The sequence below is a fragment of the Saccharopolyspora sp. SCSIO 74807 genome, assembly GCF_037023755.1.
Taxonomy (GTDB): Bacteria; Actinomycetota; Actinomycetes; order Mycobacteriales; family Pseudonocardiaceae; genus Saccharopolyspora_C; species Saccharopolyspora_C galaxeae.
On record NZ_CP146100.1, the window covers coordinates 572,069 to 589,625 of the forward strand.

12 protein-coding genes and 1 pseudogene are annotated in these 17,557 nt (G+C 70.7%); 6 read left to right on the plus strand and 7 right to left on the minus strand.

The annotated features are described in order from the left end of the window. The first annotated feature begins 315 nt into the window (after nt 1-315). Together V1457_RS02580 and V1457_RS02585 are read left to right on the plus strand one after the other, a co-directional pair. Nucleotides 316-4,101, plus strand: coding sequence for a multifunctional oxoglutarate decarboxylase/oxoglutarate dehydrogenase thiamine pyrophosphate-binding subunit/dihydrolipoyllysine-residue succinyltransferase subunit (locus V1457_RS02580; protein ID WP_407074770.1), 3,786 nt, complete (start codon nt 316-318; stop codon nt 4,099-4,101). Nucleotides 4,102-4,255: 154 nt separating this feature from the next. After that, nucleotides 4,256-4,432, plus strand: a complete 177-nt coding sequence (locus V1457_RS02585) for a DUF6104 family protein (protein ID WP_200073201.1) — start codon at nt 4,256-4,258, stop codon at nt 4,430-4,432. Nucleotides 4,433-4,440: 8 nt separating this feature from the next. Here V1457_RS02585 and V1457_RS02590 read toward each other — a convergent pair whose 3' ends face one another. Continuing rightward, nucleotides 4,441-7,050 (minus strand): LuxR C-terminal-related transcriptional regulator, encoded by a 2,610-nt coding sequence (locus V1457_RS02590; protein WP_338599795.1) that lies wholly within the window; start codon nt 7,048-7,050, stop codon nt 4,441-4,443. A gap of 111 nt (nt 7,051-7,161) precedes the next feature. On the opposite strand from V1457_RS02590, the gene V1457_RS02595 reads away from it, so the two are divergent. The 3 genes from V1457_RS02595 to V1457_RS02605 are packed head-to-tail and all read left to right on the plus strand — an operon-like array spanning nt 7,162 to nt 9,017. Then, nucleotides 7,162-7,542 carry a Rieske (2Fe-2S) protein gene (locus V1457_RS02595; RefSeq protein WP_200073203.1) on the plus strand — a complete coding sequence of 127 codons (381 nt, stop codon included), beginning with the start codon at nt 7,162-7,164 and terminating at the stop codon, nt 7,540-7,542. Then, complete coding sequence (locus tag V1457_RS02600) at nt 7,529-7,810, plus strand: hypothetical protein (RefSeq protein WP_338599799.1); 282 nt, start codon at nt 7,529-7,531, stop codon at nt 7,808-7,810. The genes V1457_RS02595 and V1457_RS02600 overlap by 14 nt, the downstream gene beginning before the upstream one ends. 13 nt (nt 7,811-7,823) lie before the next feature. Then, nucleotides 7,824-9,017, plus strand: coding sequence for an amidohydrolase family protein (locus V1457_RS02605; RefSeq protein WP_338599802.1), 1,194 nt, complete (start codon nt 7,824-7,826; stop codon nt 9,015-9,017). Nucleotides 9,018-9,084: 67 nt separating this feature from the next. On the opposite strand, the gene hutI is transcribed toward V1457_RS02605, so the two are convergent. From hutI to hutH, 5 genes are all read right to left on the minus strand, one after another. Beyond that, a complete protein-coding gene (gene hutI / locus V1457_RS02610; protein ID WP_200073206.1) occupies nt 9,085-10,245 on the minus strand; it encodes an imidazolonepropionase in 1,161 nt (386 codons plus the stop codon). Nucleotides 10,246-10,318: 73 nt separating this feature from the next. Further along, on the minus strand, nt 10,319-11,620 hold the full coding sequence (locus V1457_RS02615) for a formimidoylglutamate deiminase (protein WP_338604781.1): 1,302 nt from the start codon (nt 11,618-11,620) through the stop codon (nt 10,319-10,321). After that, nucleotides 11,620-12,807 (minus strand): allantoate amidohydrolase, encoded by a 1,188-nt coding sequence (locus V1457_RS02620; RefSeq protein ID WP_200073207.1) that lies wholly within the window; start codon nt 12,805-12,807, stop codon nt 11,620-11,622. The genes V1457_RS02615 and V1457_RS02620 overlap by 1 nt, the downstream gene beginning before the upstream one ends. 215 nt (nt 12,808-13,022) lie before the next feature. After that, entirely contained in the window at nt 13,023-14,684 is a 1,662-nt protein-coding gene (gene hutU / locus V1457_RS02625; protein ID WP_295146642.1) for a urocanate hydratase, read from the minus strand. Beyond that, entirely contained in the window at nt 14,681-16,216 is a 1,536-nt protein-coding gene (gene hutH, locus V1457_RS02630) for a histidine ammonia-lyase (RefSeq protein ID WP_295146644.1), read from the minus strand. The genes hutU and hutH overlap by 4 nt, the downstream gene beginning before the upstream one ends. A gap of 86 nt (nt 16,217-16,302) precedes the next feature. Here hutH and V1457_RS02635 point away from each other — a divergent pair. Continuing rightward, nucleotides 16,303-17,137 (plus strand): annotated as a pseudogene (locus tag V1457_RS02635) (IclR family transcriptional regulator). Nucleotides 17,138-17,252: 115 nt separating this feature from the next. Here V1457_RS02635 and V1457_RS02640 read toward each other — a convergent pair. Further along, on the minus strand, nt 17,253-17,522 hold the full coding sequence (locus V1457_RS02640; RefSeq protein WP_200073211.1) for a hypothetical protein: 270 nt from the start codon (nt 17,520-17,522) through the stop codon (nt 17,253-17,255). Nucleotides 17,523-17,557 lie beyond the last annotated feature (35 nt).

A 17,557-nucleotide genomic window follows, 5' to 3' on the forward strand; every position in this document is an offset into this window, starting at 1 on the left:
CGCCGGATGCTCGCGACAACGGTGCGAGGCGTACCGGCGAGACCGGCGACGAGAACGGCGCATGATACGAGCGAGCCGCATCCGGCGGCGAGACCCGGACGGGCCAACTCGGCCCGGTATCGGGGTTTCCGTATCGATCCTGTGACCGAACTCTTCCGGCGGACGTCCGACTGTGTGCCAACCGCACGAATCGGACCGCTAGCCTGGTACGTGAGTGTGTGTACATCACGAGAAGATGGATCGAGGCGAGCGCCAGCCGTGTCCAGCAGCAGCCCTGCGTCACAGTTCGGCCCCAACGAGTGGTTGATCGAGGAGATGTACGAGCAGTACCTCCAAGATCCCGCGTCGGTTGACCCCGCGTGGCACGAGTTCTTCGCCGACTACAAGCCGGGGCAGGCGGCCTCGGGTTCGGTAGCCGCCGACAACTCCGCGAGCGCGGCCGGTTCTGCGAGCAGCACGACGACCGTTTCCGGCACGACCACGGCGACCGCGTCGCGCGGTACCGGCAACGGGCAGATCGGATCCGCCGGAACCCAGAACGCGCAGCAGTCCCAGCCCGCCAAGGTTGCCGAGCCGAAGGCCGGCAACTCCGCACCGCCGAAGGCGGCGGAGTCGAAGCCGGCCAAGCCCGCCGAGCCGAAGGCCGGCAAGCCCGCGGAGCAGAACGCGGCGGAGTCGAAGTCGGCCAAGCCCGCCGAGCCGAAGCCGTCCCCGCAGCAGGCCGCGAAGGCCGCTCCGGTCAAGGACGACGGCGCGGGCGAGGAGACCAAGCCGCTGCGCGGCGCGGCCGCGGCGATCGCCAAGAACATGGAGCAGTCGCTGACCGTGCCGACCGCGACGAGCGTGCGCGCGGTCCCGGCCAAGCTGCTGTTCGACAACCGCATCGTGATCAACAATCACCTGAAGCGGAACAAGGGCGGCAAGGTCTCGTTCACGCACCTGATCGGCTACGCCATGGTGCGGGCGCTGCGGGACTTCCCGAACATGAACCGGCACTTCGGCGAGGACGCCAAGGGCAAGCCCGCCGCGATCACGCCGGAGCACGTCAACCTCGGCCTGGCGATCGACATGCCCGGCAAGGACGGTTCGCGCAACCTCGTGGTGGCCTCCATCAAGGGCTGCGAACAGATGAGCTTCCAGCAGTTCTGGCAGGCCTACGAGGACATCATCCGCAAGGCCCGCAACGGCGCGCTGACCGCGGAGGACTTCGCGGGCACCACGATCTCGCTGACCAACCCCGGCCCGTCCGGCACGAACCACTCGGTGCCGCGGCTGACCAAGGGCCAGTCCGCGATCATCGGCGTCGGGGCGATGGACTACCCGGCGGAGTTCCAGGGCGCCTCGGAGAAGGCCCTGGTCGAGATGGGCATCAGCAAGATCGTCACGCTGACCTCGACCTACGACCACCGGGTCATCCAGGGCGCCGAGTCCGGCGACTTCCTGCGCAAGGTGCACGAGCTGCTGCTGGGCGAGGACGGGTTCTTCGACGACATCTTCTCGTCGCTGCGCATCCCGTACGAGCCGATCCGCTGGACCCAGGACATCCCCGAGGGCGCGGTGGACAAGACCGCGCGGGTGCTGGAGCTGATCGACGCCTACCGCACGCGCGGGCACCTGATGGCCGACATCGACCCGCTGAACTACCGGCAGCGCAGGCACGAGGACCTGGACGTGCTCTCGCACGGCCTCACCCTCTGGGACCTGGACCGGGAGTTCGCCGTGGGCGGCTTCGCGGGTCAGCAGTACATGTCGCTGCGCGACGTGCTGGGCGTGCTGCGGGACTCCTACTGCCGCACGGTCGGCGTGGAGTACATGCACATCCTCGAACCGGACGAGCGGGAATGGCTGCAGAACCGGGTCGAGAAGCCGCACGAGAAGCCGGAGCAGTCCGAGCAGAAGTACATCCTGTCCAAGCTCAACGCCGCCGAGGCGTTCGAGACGTTCCTGCAGACCAAGTACGTCGGGCAGAAGCGGTTCTCGCTGGAGGGCGCCGAGACGGTGGTGCCGCTGCTGGACGCGGTGCTGGACTCCTCGGCCGAATCCGACCTGGACGAGGTCGTCGTCGGGATGCCGCACCGCGGCAGGCTCAACGTGCTGGCCAACATCGTCGGCAAGCCGATCTCGCAGATCTTCCGCGAGTTCGAGGGCAACCTGGACCCCGGCCAGGCGCACGGTTCCGGCGACGTGAAGTACCACCTGGGCGCGGAGGGCAAGTACTTCCGCATGTTCGGCGACGGCGAGACGAAGGTGTCGCTGACCTCGAACCCCTCGCACCTGGAAGCCGTGGACCCGGTGCTGGAAGGCATCGTCCGCGCCAAGCAGGACATCCTGGACAAGGGCCAGGAGGGCTTCACGGTGCTGCCGGTGCTGATGCACGGCGACGCCGCGTTCGCCGGGCAGGGCGTGGTCGCCGAGACGCTGAACCTCTCGCTGCTGCGCGGCTACCGCACCGGCGGCACGGTGCACGTGGTGGTGAACAACCAGGTCGGCTACACGACCGCGCCGGAGCACTCCCGCTCCAGCAAGTACTCCACCGACGTGGCGAAGATGACCGGTTCGCCGGTGTTCCACGTCAACGGCGACGATCCCGAGGCGTGCGTCTGGGTGGCGAAGCTGGCCGTGGAGTACCGCCAGAAGTTCGGCAAGGACGTCGTGATCGACATGGTGTGCTACCGCCGCCGCGGGCACAACGAGGGCGACGACCCGTCGATGACGCAGCCGTCGATGTACGACGCGATCGACAAGATGCGCAGCGTGCGCAAGACCTACACCGAGGCGCTGATCGGCCGCGGCGACATCACCGTCGACGAGGCCGAGAAGGCGCTCAAGGACTACGCCAGCCAGCTGGAGCACGTGTTCAACGAGGTCCGCGAGCTGGAGAAGTACCCGCCGGAGCCGAGCCCGTCGGTGGAGTCGGAGCAGCAGGTGCCGACGAAGCTGATCACCGCGATCTCGCAGGACACGCTGGACCGCATCGCCCGGTCGCACGTGGACCTGCCGGAGGGCTTCACCCCGCACTCGCGGGTCAAGCCGGTGCTGGAGCGGCGCGCCAAAATGGCCGTCGAGGGCGAGATCGACTGGGGCTTCGGCGAGCTGCTCGCGTTCGGCTCGCTGGCGATGGAGGGCCGCCCGGTGCGGCTGACCGGGCAGGACAGCCGCCGCGGCACGTTCGGCCAGCGGCACTCGGTGCTGATCGACCGCAAGACCGGCGCCGAGTACACCCCGCTGCAGAACCTCTCCGAGGACCAGGCGAAGTTCCTGCCCTACGACTCGGCGCTGTCCGAGTTCGCGGCGATGGGCTTCGAGTACGGCTACTCGGTGGCCAACCCGGATGCGCTGGTGGCGTGGGAAGCCCAGTTCGGCGACTTCTTCAACGGCGCGCAGTCGATCATCGACGAGTTCATCTCCTCCGGTGAGGCCAAGTGGGGCCAGCGCTCCGACGTGGTGCTGCTGCTGCCGCACGGCCACGAGGGCCAGGGCCCGGACCACAGCTCGGCGCGCATCGAGCGCTGGTTGCAGCTGTGCGCGGAGGGCTCGATGACGGTCGCGCTGCCGTCCACTCCGGCGAACTACTTCCACCTGCTGCGCAGGCATTCGCTGGACGGCATCCACCGGCCGCTGGTGGTGTTCACGCCGAAGTCGATGCTGCGGATGAAGGCCGCGACCAGCTCGGTCGGCGACTTCACCGAGGGCAAGTTCACCTCGGTCATCGACGATCCGACGCAGCCGGACCCGTCCGCGGTGCGCCGCGTGGTGCTGTGCTCCGGCAAGCTCTACTACGAGCTGGCCGCGGAGAAGGAGAAGCAGGGCCACACCGACACCGCGGTCGTGCGGCTGGAGCAGCTCTACCCGCTGCCCCACCGCAAGCTCGGTGCGCTGCTGGACCACTACTCGAACGCCACCGACGTCCGGTGGGTGCAGGAGGAACCGGCGAACCAGGGCGCCTGGCCGTTCCTGGGCCTGAAGCTGCGCGAGCACTTCCCGGAGCGGCTGCGCGAGCTGCAGCGGGTGTCCCGCCGGCCGATGGCCGCCCCGGCCACCGGGCTCAAGGCGGTGCACGACGTGGAGCAGGCCGAGGTCGTGCAGAACACCTTCGCCTGATCCGCACTCCCTCGAAGCGGGCCGCCGACACTCCGGCGGCCCGCTTTCTTGCTTTTCGCAGGTGGCCCGCGTAGTCCGACGGCGGGTGGCCGTAAGGTTCTCGGTTGCCGTGCAGGTTGGCGGTCCGGTGGCCGTCGGGTGTGAGGAGGAGCCGGTGTACTTCACCGACCGTGGCATCGAGGAGTTGGAGCAGCGTCGCGGCGATGAAGAGGTGACGTTGGCGTGGCTCGCGGACCGGATGCGCGCGTTCGTGGACCTGAACCCGGAATTCGAGGACGCGACCGAACGCCTCGCCACATTCCTCGCCCGCGACGACACCGACGAGGACTGACCCGCCGGTCAGCCGGGTAGACGACGCAGCGCTGCGCCTAGCTGGGCGCGGGAAGTGATGTCCAGCTTCGGGAAGATCTTGTACAGGTGGTAGCCGACGGTGCGCGGGCTCAGCGCCAGCGTGCTTGCTATCTGCCGGTTGGTGAGCCCCTGCGCTGCGAGATCGGCGATCTGCCGCTCCTGCGGGGTGAGCGGATCGGGCAGTTCGGGCCGGGAGTGCGCGTCCCCGGTCGCGCGGAGTTCGGCGTGCGCGCGGCGGCTCCAAGCGGTGGCGCCGAGCCGGTCGAACCGCTCCTCGGCGGAGCGCAGGTGCGCGCGGGCGTCCTGGTGGCGTTTGCGGCGGCGCAGCGCGGAGCCGATCTGCAGTTCGGTGCGCGCGGTGGCGAACGGCCTGCCTGCGCGGGCAGCGATCGCGAGCAGGTCTTCGCCCGAGCCGGTTTCGGCTCCGTCGGCCGCATCGCCGCCGAGCAGTGCCCAGCACCGCGCGAGGTCGAGCCGCGCCCAGTCGGCCGCACCTGCGGCGACCCAAGCCGCGAATCCCCGCACGACCTCCGCGGCCTCGTCGGTCCTCCCGGCCAGCATCGCCGCCTCCGTCGCGTCCACTGTGGACATGCGTTGCACGAGCAGGTGGTGCGGATTCTCCGCGGGACGCCGCAACGCGCGCAGGCGCTCCCAGGCTTCTTCACCGCGCCCGCAGGACAGCGCGAGCAAGCCGCGGATCCACTGCTCGGTCAGCGCCGCGCCCGGTGACGCCGGCCCGCTGGTGGCTTCCTCCAGCCATGACCGGCACGTGCGCTCATCGCCTTGCCCGGCGTTGATCCACGCAACGGCCAGCAGCGCCTCGCAGCGCAAGGCGTGGTGGCCGAGGTCTTCGGCCAGGCGGGCGCTGTCGGCGGCCCGTTGTGCGGCGGAATCCCACTGCCCGAGCGCGGTTTTCGTCACCGCCAGCTTGAGCAGCAACAAGGCTCGCGTGCTGGGGGCGGACCGCACGTGATCACCACGCATCAGGTGCGTGAACAGTTCCGCGTAGTGCTCCTCCTCGCCGATGAACACCGGCAGCAACGGCGGCGGCCACGCCTTCGGATGCACCGCGTCCGAGGAACGCGACCACCACGCCAGCGTCCGCAGCGCCTGCCGATCGCCAACGCCGGGATCGCTGTGCCCGGACACGACGGTCTCCAGCGCGGGCACCGCGCCCGGCACGGATTCGGTGGCCGCGCCGAGCCGTTCGCGCAGCGAGCCCACGGCCCGGCGCAACGAGTCGGGGGATGCCACCTCCCAACCGGCGGTGAGCGCGGTGACGACGAGCCGCAGGGTGTGCTCGGAGCTGCCGGGTTCCGTTCCACCGCCGATCGGCAGCAGGCGCCACCCGGTGGTCCAGGACTCGGTGAAGCCGTGGATGACCGCGCGCATGATCGCCGCGCTCAGCTCCGCATCGCTGCTGTGCCGGATCGGCACCGCGAGCAGGTCGAGCGCGTGCTCGACGTACCCGGCCAGCCAGGCCAATTCGGCGGCGATGATGCGGAACCGCTCCCGCTCCGCGGGGTCGGTGGCGCCGGCGACCGCGCGGTTGGCAGCGGTGTAGGCGTCCAGCACCCGTCCCTGCTGGGCCATCGGGACGGTAGCGCGGGCGAGCGCTGCCGCGGCACGTTCCGGTTCGGTCAGCGAACCGGCGAGGTGTTCGGCGTGTTCGGCGGGCCACTGCTGCGGATCGGTCGCCGCGGCCAGGGCCGCGCAGGTGCGTGCCGTTTCGGCGAGCGTGGCGCGCTGCCGCACCGCGGCGCGTTCCAGGCCGGAGCGCCAGGTGAGCTCGGGTGCGGTGCGGACGATGCCCGCCCGCTCAGCCGGCGCCAGATCGTCCGGTTGCAGCTCGAGCGCCCGTGCGGCACGCAAGCACACCGGCAGGGCCGGTCCCAGCGCCAGCAGCAACAGCCAGTCGCGGGTGCGGTCCGGGACGGCCGGTGCGAAGGCTCGGGCACCCCGCGGCCCGATCACCGGCTCGGCAGGCAACGGCACCCGGCCGCTGAGCTGCTCGGGGCTGAGCTCGGCGGCGGTCTCGCGCAGCACCAGGGGGTTGCGCTCGCACAGTTCCAGCAGCCCGTGGACCACGTGTGCAGGCACGTCGCCCAGCAGTTCGCGGGCATCGCCGTCCGAACTGCCCGGCACGGTCGTCGAGGGCAGCGTTGCCAATTCCGCGCGCAACGGCCATTCCGCGGCGGCCGTGCACACCAGCCCGAGCGAACGCCCGCCGACTCGGCGGCCCGCGTAGGCGAGCACCCGCGCCGACTCGTCGTCCGCCCAATGCACGTCGTCGACCAGTAGCAACACCGGTTCGGCGGCCACGAGGAAGCGCCAGAACCGATGCCGCGTCGTGGCGACGTCGTCGAACTCTTCGATACCGGTGTGCCCGCTGAGCTGGTGCAACAGCGCGAACGGGGTCTCGCTCTCGTCCGGTGTGCAGGTCGCGGACAGAACCCGTGCGCGCGTCATCTCGGCGAGTCGCCGCAGCGCGGTGGTGCGTCCCCGTGCGCGCGGAGCGGTCAGCACGCGCACCGCTCCGGTGCCCGCGGCGACCGAGTCCGCGATGCGCTCCAGCTCGACGTCGAGTCCGGTGCTCATCCCGCACGGATGCTACCCGGCACTTCCGGCCAGTCATCTGACGGATTCGCGCCCCGGCCTGCCGCACCCACCCTGGAACCAATGCGCTGAACAGCGGAAACAGGAGGTTCCATGACCGCTACCCCGGTTGCGCGGCAAGCCGCCGCGCGCAGCGACGAAGTTCCGGAAGGCGGCAGGCACGTCGTCGACATCGCGGGCACGACGATCGGTCTCTTCCGCTTCCAGGGCGTGCTGCACGCCTACGAGAACGTGTGCCCGCACCAGGGCGGGCCGGTTTGCCAGGGACGGCTGGTGTCCCGGGTGACCGAGAAGCTCGACGCGGACAAGCGCAGCCGCGGCCTCGACTTCGACACCGAAGACCTGCACATCGTCTGCCCGTGGCACGGCTTCGAGTACAGCCTGGCCACCGGTTCGCACCCGGGCCGCCCGCAGATCAAACTGCGCGCTTTCGATGTGGAGGAAGCGGAGGGAACGATCTATGTCCACGTCTGACATCCCGGCACTGGCCGAGCACATCGATCAGCTCATCGCCGAAGGCCGTGCGCACGAGGTCCCCGCCGAGCAGCTGCAAGCCCTCGTCACCGCCGCGACCCGGCTCTACGCCGCGGCGAACGAAGGCGCCGCGCACGCGTCGGAACCGTTGCGGGACAGCGCATCGACCACGGACGCGGTGGTGCTCACCTGCGCGTTGCTGAAGGCACGAGACCTCAACCCGTTCGATCTGGCGCTGTGGTTCTCGCGCAGCCGCGTCGCGGGCTGACTTGGAGGCGGACATGACCGAAGCGACTCCCCGGGCCACCCAAGAGATCACCATCCACACCGACAGCCGCGAAATCCTGGCGAACGCGCGGCGGGACATCGAGCGCTACGGGCTCGACGAGTACTACATCGTCGACGTGGATTCGCACCACGTGGAGCTGGACTCGTGGCCGGAGATCATCGAGCACATCGAGGATCCGGTGCTGCGCGACAGCGGCAGGCAGATGATGCAGAACTGGCCGAACGCGCACAATCTCGCGTTGTCCAACCACCCGCCCGGGCTGACCCAGCAGGACGTCAGCGGCCGGATCCTGCACCAGGCGTCGCTGGCCGAACCGGTCTCCGACCGCGAGGTGCACCGCGACGTGACACTGGTCCGGCGCGCGATGGACTCGATGGGCATCGATCTGCAGGTGGTGTTCCCGCAGCCGATGCTGGAGATCGGCCTGCACCCGAGCCCGAGCGCCGCGGTGCAGCTGATGATGGCCTACAACCGGTGGTTCACCTCCACGATCCTTTCCGCCGAGCCGCGGATCAAGACGATGCTCGGGCTGCCGATCGAGGACCCGGATGCGGCGTTGCGCACCATCCGCGAGTACGCCGACCATCCAGGGGTGATCGGATTCTTGATCACCAGCCAGCACTCGATCGGTGTGCACCGCAACGAGTACATGCCGATCTACGCGGAGCTCGAACGGCTGGGACTGCCGATCGGTTTCCACGCGGGGCCGAACCAGGCCGACTCGATGACCTCCACGATGAACAAGTTCCTGTCCGCGCACGCCATCTCGTTCGTCACCTGCAACATGACGCACCTGACGAATTGGGTGATCAACGGCATCCCGGAGCGGTTCCCCGGCCTGAAGACGATCTGGATCGAGAGCGGGCTGGCGTGGGTGCCGTTCATGATGCAGCGGCTGGACCACGAGTACCTGATGCGGCAGTCGGACGCTCCGTTGCTGACCAAGCTGCCCAGCGACTACATGCGGGAGATGTACTACACCTCGCAGCCCCTCGAGATCACCGACATGGGCCTGCTGGAGAGCACGTTCCGGGCGATGGACGCCGAGAACACGCTGATGTACTCGTCGGACTGGCCGCACTGGGATTTCGACGTGCCGGGTCGCATCATGGGCATCCCGTTCCTTTCCGAGCAGGGCAAGCGAAACGTCCTGGGCGAGACGGCCCGCAAGGTCTTCGGACTCTGAGCCGGAGGCGTATGGGCTGAGGGGTCTGAGCTGGGCACGTCCGAACCGCGGACGTCGAGCGGTGTGGTCAGCGGAGCCGGTGACCACCGCGCCACACCGCGTAGGTGAGCGGGACGCCGGGCCGGTAGGCGAGCCACGCGGCACTGGGTGCGTCGAGCACGTGCACATCGGCGCGAGCTCCTGGCCGCAGCACGCCTACCGCGCCGTCTCCCCTCTCCCGGCGCAGCGCTCGCGCCCCGCCCCAGGTCGCCGCGCGGACGGCTTCGGGCACGGTCATCCGCATTTGCAGCACGGCGGTGGTGACGCAGAACGCCATCGAAGTCGTGTAGGACGACCCGGGGTTGCAGTTCGACGCGAGGGCCACCGTCGCGCCCGCGTCCAGCAGTTCCCGGGCAGGTGGCAACGGCTGGCGGGTGGACAGATCGCACGCGGGCAGCAAGGTCGCCACCGTCTCGGAGCCCGCGAGCGCGGCGACGTCGTCCCCGTCCAGGTACGTGCAGTGGTCCACGCTGGCCGCGCCCAGCTCGGCGGCCAGCTGCACGCCCGGTCCCGGCCCGAGCTGATTTCCGTGCACCCGCAGCCCCAGCCCGCGTTCGGCGGCCGCGGTCAGCACGCGTCTGGATTGTTCGGCGTCGAACGCGCCGCGCTCGCAGAACACGTCGCACCAGCCCACGTGATCGGAAACCGCGTCCAGCATCTCGCCGCAGACCAGGTCGAGGTACTCGCCGGGATCCCATCCGGACGGCACGAGATGTGCGCCGAGGAAGGTGACCTCGTCGGCCTCACCCGCGGCCAGCCGCGCGGCGCGCACTTCGTCCTCGACGGTGAGTCCGTACCCGGTCTTGGTCTCCAAGCAGGTCGTGCCTTGCGAAACGGCCTCGGCCACGTGTCCGCGCAGCGTGCTGGCGAGCGCGTCGCCGGACGCGGCACGAGTGGCTTCCACCGTGGTCGCGATGCCTCCGGCCGAGTAGGGCTCGCCGTTCATCCGGGCGGCGAACTCGGCTGTCCGCTCCCCGGCGAACACGAGGTGCGTGTGGCTGTCCACCCAGCCGGGCAGCACGGCCCGGCCTTCGACGTCGATGGCGTGGTCGGCGGCCGGAGCGCGCGCCGCGGGACCCGCCCACGCGATGCGGTCGCCTTCGCACACCAGCGCGGCGTCGCGGAGTTCGCCCAGTTCGTCGTCGTTCGTGACCAGCTCACCGATTCCGGTGATAACAGTGGATGCCATCGCTGCCCATCTCCAGTGCTTGATCAACGATCAGCGCTGATCCCGGTCGTGCTGTTCCGGTCGTCCCGTCCGGTCATGTCCCGTGCAGCTCCTCGATGACCGCGCCGAGTCGCTGCGCGGCATCGGGAAACCGTTCGTGCGCGCCGTTCCGGACGACGTGCTCGCCGTCGGCCACGACGTGCCGAACGTCGTCCGCCCGCGCGTGCACGGGCACCGCCGCCATCGGCACCCCGGCCAATCGCGGCCCGTCGAGCGCGACCGAGACCAGATCCGCGCGGCAGCCGGGTGCGATGCGTCCGGCATTCCAGCCCAGGCCGCGGTGCGCCGTGGCCATCGCGAGTTGCGCGTTCGTGGTGAAGTGACCCCGGTTCTCCGCACGTAGTCGCTGTCCGGCCTCCACGGCTTGCGCCTCGCCGAGCACGTCGAGCACGGAGTGCCCGTCGCTGCCGACCGAGAGCGGACTTCCCGCGGCGGCCAACGCCGAGGCCGGGCCGATGCCGTCACCGAGGTCAGCCTCGGTCGTCGGGCACAGGCAAACCCCGGTGCCGCTGCCGCCGAGCACCGCGATGTCCCGTTCGTCGAGGTGCGTTGCATGCACCGCGGTGGTCCCGGGCCCCAGCGCTCCGAGCGATTCGAGCAGTTGAGCCGGGGTGCACCCGTGCGCGGCGAGGCACGCCTCGTTCTCCTTGCGCTGCTCGGATAGGTGGACGTGCAGCGGTGCGCCGGCCCGCCGCGACCACTCCGCGACGACGGGAACCTGTTCGGCGGGCACCGCGCGCACCGAATGCACGGCCGCGCCGAGCCGCACCCGCTGACTGTCCACTGTGAACTCCTCGAGGCGATGCGCCCAGGAGTCGGCATCGGCATCGGCGAACCGCCGCTGCACACCCTCCGCGGGAGCACCGAACCCGGCGGACAAGTAGCACGTGTCCAGCAGCGTCAGCCGGATCCCGGCGTCTTCGGCCGCCGCCACGAGCGCGGCCCCCATCGCGTTCGGATCGTCGTAGCGGCCACCGCTGGGGTGGTGCAGGTAGTGGAACTCACCGACGGAGGTGATCCCGGCCAGCACCATCTCGGCGTACACGGCCGCCGCAAGCCGCCGGTACGACTCCGGATCCAGCCGATCCGCGACCGCGTACATCGTTTCCCGCCAGGTCCAGAACGTGCCGCGCCCGCCGGTCCGCCCGCGCAATGCCCGGTGGAAGGCGTGCGAATGCCCGTTCGCGAGCCCCGGCAGGCTCAGCCCCGGCAATCGCCGCGCACCGGCGGGCGGAGTGTCCACAGTGGTCACATCGCGGATCAGCGGGCCGTCGACGTCGACGAGCACCCCGGCTCGCGGCGCACCGTCCAGCCAGGCCCATTCGCACCAGAACATCAGCCGGCCCACGCTTCCAGAACGCGCGCCAGCGCCGCCACTCCGGCTTCGCAGTCGGCCGGTTCGGCGTGCTCCTGCGGCGCGTGGCTGATGCCGGTCGGGTTGCGTACGAACAGCATTCCGGTCGGGACCTGCGCGGACAGCACTCCCGCGTCGTGCCCCGCCCCGGTGGGCAACGCAGGCGCGGAGTCCAGCAGCGCCCGCAATTCGTCGCGCAGCTCGGGCCGGAAGTGCACTTCGTCGCCGAAGGACTCCTCGGTCACTTCGGCCCGGCAGCCCTCATCGGCGGCGAACCGGTGCGCCAGCACCGACAGATGCTCCACCAGCCCGCGCGCCCCCGCGGTGTGCGGAGCGCGCGCATCCAACCACATGTCCACTGTGGAGGGAATGACGTTGGTGCCGCCCGGACTGGCCGCCACGCGGCCCACCGTCGCCCGCGCACCCAGCTTCGCGGCTTCCTTGCGCACGGCGACCACGGTTCTGGACGCGGGCAGCATCGGGTCCCGGCGATCCGGCATCGGTGTGGCCCCAGCGTGGTTGCCCTGGCCGTGGAACCGGAATCGCCAACGGCCGTGCGCGAGAATCGACGAGGCCACGGCCACCGGGCGGTCCCATCCGACCAGCCCCCGGCCCTGCTCCACGTGCAGTTCCACGAACCGCCCGATCCGGCGCAGCGCGGCGTCGTCGCGGCCGATGCGCTCGGCAGCGGACCCCATCGCCTCCCCGAACGTCACGCCGTCCACATCGCGCAGCGCCCGCGCCCGCTCCGGCGCGATGCTCCCGCTGAGCAGCCGCGAACCGAGGCAGGGCACGCCGAACCGGCCGCCTTCCTCTTCGGCGAACACCACGACGGCCAGTGGTCTCCGCGGCACGAAGTCCTTGGCCCGCAACGAATCCATCGCGCTCAGCGCCGACACGACGCCCAACGGTCCGTCGAACGCGCCGCCACCGGGAACCGAGTCAAGATGGCTGCCGGTCACCACGGCGTCGTCGCCAGGTTCACCGAGCCACGCCCAGATGTTGGCGTTGCGGTCGGTCTCCACCCGTAAATCGCGAGCCTGCGCCTGCTCCACGAACCATTCCCGCAGTTCGCGTTCCGCCGAGTCGAACACGTGCCGCGAGTATCCGCCGCGCAACCGATCGCGCCCGACGTCCTCGATCTGCTCCAGCAACGCATTGGCACCCATCGCACTCGTCCCCTTCCAGCGATCTCCCTTGCCGCACCGGGCTTTCCGGCGCCCACGAGCCCATGAAACACGCGTTCGATCCGAGGCGCACGGATGATCACCCGCACTGGCGATCCGTCGGCGTGTCGGCCGCTTTCCCGCGATCGCCCGGTAGCGGGCGGCACACCCGCGCTGCGCTGCACCGACAGCCGGGCCGGGCAGATCGGGCGGCTCCTTCAGCCGTCGTGCGGCATGGGCACGTGCAAACCGCGCTCGGCAGCGACAGTCCGCGCTCGCTGATAACCCGCGTCCGCGTGCCGCAGAACGCCCGTGCCCGGGTCGTTGCCGAGCACCCGCGCCAGCTTCTGCGCCGCGAGCTCCGTCCCGTCCGCCACCGTGACCTGCCCGGCGTGCAACGACCGGCCCATGCCAACCCCGCCGCCCTGGTGCACCGACACCCATGAAGCCCCGGATGCGGTGTTCACCAGCGCGTTCAGCAGCGGCCAGTCCGCCACCGCGTCCGAGCCGTCGGCCATGCCCTCGGTCTCCCGGTACGGCGAGGCGACCGACCCGCTGTCGAGGTGATCGCGGCCCAGCACCAGCGGTGCAGAGACCTCCCCGGAAGCCACCAGATCGTTGAACAGCAACCCGGCCCGCTCCCGCTCGCCCTGCCCGAGCCAGCAGATCCGCGCCGGCAGCCCCTGGAAACCGACCTTCTCCCCGGCCAGCCGGATCCACCGCGCCAGGTGCTCGTCAGCACCGAACTCCCGCAGCACCGCCCGGTCCGTGGCGGCGATGTCGGCCGGATCTCCCGACAGCGCCGCCCACCGGAACGGTCCTTTGCCCTCGCAGAACAACGGCCGCAAGTAGGCGGGCACGAAGCCGGGGTAGTCGAAGGCCCGCGAACATCCGGCCGTGCGCGCCTCACCGCGCAGCGAATTGCCGTAGTCGAACACCTCCGCACCCGCGTCGAGGAACCCGACCATCGCTTCGACGTGCTCGGCCATCGCGTCCCGCGCCCGATCGGTGAACTCGTCCGGTTTCTTCGCCGCGTAGTCGGCCCAATCGTCCAGCTCGACGCCACGAGGCAGGTAGGACAGCGGATCGTGCGCGGAGGTCTGGTCGGTGACGATGTCCACCGGGACGCCGCGGCGCAGCAGCTCGGGCAGCACTTCGCAGGCATTGCCGACGAGCCCGATCGACTCCGGGCGCCGCTGCCGTTTCGCCGCCACAGCACGGGAAACCGCGTCGTCCAGGTCATCGGCGACCACGTCGAGGTAACCGTGCCGGACCCGGCGGTGGGCGCGCTGCGGATCGCACTCGACGACCAGCGCCGCACCCTCGTTCATGGTCACCGCCAGCGGCTGCGCCCCTCCCATACCGCCGAGCCCGGCGGTCACGGTGAGCGTCCCGGCCAGGCTCCCGCCGAAGCGCTTGGCCGCCACCGCCGCGAACGTCTCGTAGGTGCCCTGCAGGATCCCTTGGGTGCCGATGTAGATCCACGATCCCGCCGTCATCTGCCCGTACATCATGAGCCCGAGCGCGTCGAGGCGGCGGAACTCCGGCCAGTTCGCCCAGTCCCCGACCAGGTTCGAGTTCGCGATCAGCACCCGCGGCGCCCACTCGTGCGTGCGCAGCACGCCGACCGGTTTCCCGGACTGCACCAGCAGCGTTTCGTCGGCGGCCAGCTCGGTCAGCTCGGCCACGATCGCGTCGAAACTCGCCCAGTTCCGCGCGGCGCGGCCGGTGCCGCCGTAGACGACCAGGTCTTCGGGGCGTTCGGCGACTTCCGGGTCGAGGTTGTTCTGCAGCATTCGCAGCGGCGCCTCGGTGCTCCAGCTCCGCGCGGTCAACGTCGTTCCGCGCGGGGCGCGCACGGTCCTGGGTCCGGCACTCATGATCGGCCTCCCAACTGTTCGTCCACTGTGGAATTGACGGCGCCGGAGCGCACGAGCGCCGCTGCCTCGGCGATCTCCGGTGCCACGTGCCGATCCGGTCCCGGCCCCGGAACACGCGTGCGCAGCAGGTCGCGCACGGCGCCGGTGGCCGCGGCGGGAGCCAGGGGCGCCCGCAGGTCCAGCGCACGGGCCGCCGTCAGCAGCTCAACCGCCAACACCGTGCCGAGCCCGTCCAGCGCGCGCCGCAACTTGCGCGCCGCCGACCAGCCCATCGACACGTGGTCCTCCTGCATCGCGCTGGTCGGGATGGAGTCCACCGATGCGGGCGCGGCCAACCGCTTGACCTCGGTGACCAGCCCCGCCTGCGTGTAATGCGCGATCATGTGCCCGGAGTCCACGCCCGGATCGTCGGCGAGGAACGCGGGCAACCCCTGCGAACGCGCCACGTCGAGCATCCGGTCGGTGCGCCGCTCGGCCATGCTCGCCACGTCGGCGACCGGGATCGCCAGGTAGTCCAGCGCGTGCGCCAGCGGAGCGCCGTGGAAATTGCCGTTGGATTCCACCCGGCCGTCCGCGAGCACCACCGGGTTGTCGATCGCCGAGACCAGTTCGCGCTCGGCCACCGCCGCGGCGAACTCCGCGCCGTCCGCCGCCGACCCGTGCACCTGCGGTGCGCAGCGCAGCGAGTAGGCGTCCTGCACGCGATTGCAGTCCGGACCGCGGTGGCTGGCCACGATTTCCGAACCTTCGAGCAGCGCCGCCATCCGGGCCGCGGACCGGGCTTGGCCGGGGTGCGGCCGCAACGCCTGCAGGTCGGCGGCGAAGACGCGATCGGTGCCCAGCAATGCCTCCACGCTCATCGCCGCGGTCACGTCGGCGACCTCGAGCAGCGCTGCGAGGTCGTGCAGCGCCAGCACCAGCATGGCGAGCATCCCGTCGGTGCCGTTGGTCAGCGCGAGACCTTCCTTCTCGGCCAGCACTACCGGTTCGATGCCTGCGGCGGCCAACGCCTCCGCCGCCGGTCGCCGCTCGCCGTCGGCTCCGAAGACCTCGCCTTCCCCGGTAGCGGCCAGCGCCACCGCGGCCAACGGGGCGAGATCACCCGAGCAGCCGAGCGAGCCGTACTCGTGCACCACCGGAACGATGCCCGCGTTCAGCATCTCCAGGAGCGCCCGCGCCGTCTCCGGGCGCGTGCCCGTGTGCCCGGTCGCGATGGTGCGCAGCCGCAGCAGCATCAGCCCCCGCACGACCTCGGCCTCGACCGGTTCACCGGCACCGGCAGCGTGCGAGCGCACGAACGACTGCTGAAGCGCCGCGCGCCGATCCTCCGGGATGTGCCGCACCGCCAGCGCACCGAAACCGGTGGACACTCCGTAGGTGGGCCGTTCCGCCGCGGCGAGCGCGTCGATGTGCTCGCGCGCGGCCGCGATCTCACGTTCGGCTCCGGCACTGAGTTCGACCGCGGCCCGCCCGCGCGCGACGTCGACGACCTGTTGCCGGGTCAGCTCGCCGGTCACCTGCACCTTTTGCATACCCCCATGGCACACGGCTGCGCGGGAAGCGCGTAAGGCCGGTTAGAGTTCTTCCGTCTGAAATTCCAGACGTCTTGGAGCGGGTGGTGCACGGCAGCAGCGACGTCCCCGCGCTGCGGCGCGGCCTGTCGATCCTGACCGCGCTCGCCGGGCACACCGGTCCGGTGTCCGCCGCGACGCTGGCGCGCGAGCTGGAGCTGCCGCGGTCGACGACCTACCACCTGCTCGCCGAGCTGACCGACGCCGGTTTCGTCGTGCGGTTGCCCGCGGAACGCCGCTACGCGCTGGGCGTGGCCGCCTTCGAGCTCGGGTCCGCCTACTTGCGCAACGATCCGCTGGAGCGGCTGGCAGGCCCGCTGCTGCGGAATCTGGCCGATCGGGTCGGGCACACCGCGCATCTGGGCGTGCTGCACGGCGGTGAGCTGCTGTACCTGGTCAAGGAGCGGCCGTCCTGGCCGCAAGCGCCCACCAAGCAGCAGCCATCCTGGCCGTCGGCGGACCCGTCAACGCGGCCGCCGACGCTGGTGACGGAGGTCGGCGTCCGGTTGCCCGCACACCTGACCGCCTCCGGCCGGGCGATGCTCGCGCAGCTGCCCGCCGCGCAGGCGCGCCTGCTTCCCCGCGGGCTTCCCCCGCCGCACCGCCCGCGGGCCGCGCAGCCTGCCGGAGTTGCGCCGCATGTTGACCGCCGAGCGCGAGCTCGGCTGGGCCGTCGAGGACGGGCACGTGACGGCGGACTTCGCTTCGGTGGCCGGTGCCGTCTCCGGGGCGCAGCGCTGGCCCGCCGCCGCGATCAGCGTGACCTTCCGGCACGTCTGCGAAGAATCGGCGGCCGCCTGCGGACGGACGTGGCCGGAGCTCGCCGCGGAAGTGCGCCGCACCGCCGAAGAACTCAGCGAGCAGGTGCACGGCCACCGCTGAACCGCGCGATATCCGAAATTGTTTTTGAAAACGATTATCCGCACACGCAGAAGTGCCCGGTCCCCTCGCAGGAGGACCGGGCACTTTCTTTCCCGCGGCGGAAAGACCGGGCGACTCAGCCCTGGGTGTTCCCGATCGGGTTCGCGGCGGTCGAGTCGCCGCCGTCCCCACCGTTGGCCGCGTCGCAGCTACCGGTGCCGAGGACACCGATGCCGCAAATCAGGTTGACGCCGATGCCGCCGGCGCCACCCTCGCCGCCGTCGCCGGACTCGGCGCCGACCAACGGGTCCTTGCCGCCGTCAGCGGCGAGCGCGGCCGGAGCAGCGCCCATCAGCGCCATGGCGGCGACAGCGGTCGCACCCAGCATCCGAGCAGAATTACGCATGCGAATTTCCCCTCGTTGTTTCTGAATCTGATTCA

Excerpts from the sequence above, each read along its gene's own strand:
- V1457_RS02580 (WP_407074770.1), top strand. The coding sequence starts at position 316 with ATGTACGAGCAGTACCTCCAAGATCCCGCGTCGGTTGACCCCGCGTGG.
- V1457_RS02590 (WP_338599795.1), bottom strand. The coding sequence starts at position 7,050 with ATGAGCACCGGACTCGACGTCGAGCTGGAGCGCATCGCGGACTCGGTC.
- V1457_RS02595 (WP_200073203.1), top strand. The coding sequence starts at position 7,162 with ATGACCGCTACCCCGGTTGCGCGGCAAGCCGCCGCGCGCAGCGACGAA.
- V1457_RS02600 (WP_338599799.1), top strand. The coding sequence starts at position 7,529 with ATGTCCACGTCTGACATCCCGGCACTGGCCGAGCACATCGATCAGCTC.
- V1457_RS02605 (WP_338599802.1), top strand. The coding sequence starts at position 7,824 with ATGACCGAAGCGACTCCCCGGGCCACCCAAGAGATCACCATCCACACC.
- hutI (WP_200073206.1), bottom strand. The coding sequence starts at position 10,245 with ATGGCATCCACTGTTATCACCGGAATCGGTGAGCTGGTCACGAACGAC.
- V1457_RS02615 (WP_338604781.1), bottom strand. The coding sequence starts at position 11,620 with ATGTTCTGGTGCGAATGGGCCTGGCTGGACGGTGCGCCGCGAGCCGGG.
- V1457_RS02620 (WP_200073207.1), bottom strand. The coding sequence starts at position 12,807 with ATGGGTGCCAATGCGTTGCTGGAGCAGATCGAGGACGTCGGGCGCGAT.
- hutU (WP_295146642.1), bottom strand. The coding sequence starts at position 14,684 with ATGAGTGCCGGACCCAGGACCGTGCGCGCCCCGCGCGGAACGACGTTG.
- hutH (WP_295146644.1), bottom strand. The coding sequence starts at position 16,216 with ATGCAAAAGGTGCAGGTGACCGGCGAGCTGACCCGGCAACAGGTCGTC.
- V1457_RS02640 (WP_200073211.1), bottom strand. The coding sequence starts at position 17,522 with ATGCGTAATTCTGCTCGGATGCTGGGTGCGACCGCTGTCGCCGCCATG.